Here is a 2,165-nt window from a genome sequence, read left to right on the forward strand (position 1 = left end):
CGATGGCGGCCGAGGCTGCCGGGCGGCAGGAGTCGGGCGGTGGCGGCGGCGCCGCACCAGAACCCGGTTGAGGAATTCTGTCCTGAGTGCCGCGCCGCGAAGGCGTCGCCGCTCCACCCCCGTCACCACGATCTCGGCGAGCGCAGGCGCGTGTCGATGGCGTTGAGCAGCGCCGCATGGGAGAGCACGTTGCGCGCCGCCTCGCCCGAAAGGCCGGCAATGATGCGGTCCGCGCGGGCGCGCAGCGTGTCGTCGCCGGTCAGCGCCGCGAGCCGCACCAGGGCGTCGGCCGCCACCGCATTGTAGTTGGGGCTCGCCTCGTCATGGCTGGAGCGCGGGCGCAGGATCAGGTCCTCGGCGTCGTCGGCGGTGAGGAAATAGGCCCCCGTGCCGGCGTCGAGATGATGCCGCTCCAGCGCCGCCGAGCCAGGCGCCGGCCCCGCGGCCAGCGGCTCCGCCGCGCCGTCGCCTCATGCAGAGCGATGCCCGCCCGCGCCATGGCGGCGAGGTCCGAGGCGAGGCCGGGATGCACCGCCTTGCCGTCGCACCAGGAATGGCCGAGCCGGTCGCCGCGCGCGAGGTGCGCCACCACCGCGTCGAAGGCACGCTGCGCCAGCGCCACCCATGAGGGCTCGCTTAAGAAAGCGCCGGCGCGCGCGAGCGCCGCGATCATCAGGCCGTTCCAGTCCGCCAGCACCTTGTCGTCGCGCCCCGGGCGCACGCGGGCGGCGCGGGCCGCAAGCAGCGTGTCGAGCATGGGGGCGAGCCGCGCCTCGTCCTCCAGGCTCACGTCGCCTGCATCGGTGCGGTTGAGGATGTTGCCGGCCTCCCAATTGCCGGCCGGCGTCACGTCGTAGAGCCGGCAGAAGAAGGCGGCGTCCTCGGCGCCGAGCAGCGTTTCGATCTCGTGGAACTGCCAGACGTAGAACTTGCCCTCGTGGCCCTCGCTGTCGGCGTCGAGGCTCGCCGCGAAGGCGCCGCTGTCGGTCAGCATCTCGCGCTCCAGCCAGCCAACGGTGCGCCGGGCGCGGTCGAGGAACAGCGCGTCGCCGGTGTCGCGATGGGCCAGCGCCAGCAGCTCCAACAGCTGGGCGTTGTCGTAGAGCATCTTCTCGAAGTGGGGCACGAACCAGATCTCGTCCACCGAATAGCGCGCGAAGCCCCCGCCCACATGGTCGTAGATGCCGCCCTCGCTCATGCGGTTGAGCGTGAAGGCGGCGAGCGCGCGCATCTGCGGGTTGCCGGTGCGCGCGCCGGCGCGCCACATCAACTCCAGGAGGCTCGAATTGGGGAATTTCGGCGCACCCTTGAGGCCGCCGTTCGCGCGGTCGAACACCTCGATGAGCTGGGTCGCGGCCTTGTCCATATCGGCGAGGCCGATGGCGACCCCGTCCTTGGGCTGCGCCGCCTTGTGCAGGCGGGTGACGATGGCCTCGGTATTGGCGCGGATCTTGTCCGGATTGTCGCGATAGACCTCGGAAATCTGCTGCAGCACCTCGGCGAAGCCCGGCCGGCCATAGCGCGCGGTGGGCGGGAAATAGGTGCCGCCCCAGAACGGGTTGCCGTCCGCGTCGAGGAACATGGTGAGCGGCCAGCCACCCTGCTCGCCCAACTGATGGAGCGCGCCCATGTAGATCTGGTCCACTTCCGGCCGCTCCTCGCGATCCACCTTGATGTTCACGAACAGCGCGTTCATGACGCCGGCGATCTGCGCGTCCTCGAAGCTCTCGTGCGCCATCACATGGCACCAGTGGCAGGCGGCATAGCCCACCGAGAGCAGGACCGGCTTGCCGGTGCGCTTCGCCTCGGCGAACGGCTCCGGCCCCCAGGCCCACCAGTGGACCGGATTGTCCTTGTGCTGGAGCAGATAGGGGCTGGTCTCGGCGGCAAGGCGGTTCGCGCTCATGGCAATGGTCCCGGCGGCAATGGATGAAGGGAAAGGCGGCGGACAAAAAGCGCGGGCTGCGATGGCGCCCGCCCGTCAGATATAAGGGCGCGACCGGCCGCTGCAATCGCGCGGGCGGACGGAAATGGGGAGCCCATGGGGACGTTCGCGGACACCATCTTCGCTTTGTCCAGCGGCCGCCCGCCGAGCGGGGTCGCCGTGGTGCGGATCTCCGGGCCGGCGGCGGCGGCGGCGGTGCGGGCGCTGATGGGCGATCTGC

General features: G+C 70.9%; 2 protein-coding genes. Both read right to left on the bottom strand.

Annotated elements, in window-relative coordinates; all coding sequences use genetic code 11:
* Nucleotides 1-122: 122 nt before the first annotated feature.
* The gene (locus tag AC2W7M_RS24280; protein ID WP_486135576.1) at nucleotides 123-296 is read right to left on the bottom strand and encodes a hypothetical protein; all 174 of its coding nucleotides are present in this window, start codon (nucleotides 294-296) and stop codon (nucleotides 123-125) included.
* 50 nt (nucleotides 297-346) lie between these two features.
* A complete protein-coding gene (locus AC2W7M_RS24285) occupies nucleotides 347-1,906 on the bottom strand; it encodes a thioredoxin domain-containing protein (protein WP_486135578.1) in 1,560 nt (519 codons plus the stop codon).
* Nucleotides 1,907-2,165: the final 259 nt, after the last annotated feature.

The organism is Xanthobacter sp. BG11Y11_SDJG (assembly GCF_057364445.1).

Bases quoted from the DNA above. Each gene is read 5' to 3' on its own strand.
- AC2W7M_RS24285 (WP_486135578.1), bottom strand. From the start codon at position 1,906: ATGAGCGCGAACCGCCTTGCCGCCGAGACCAGCCCCTATCTGCTCCAG.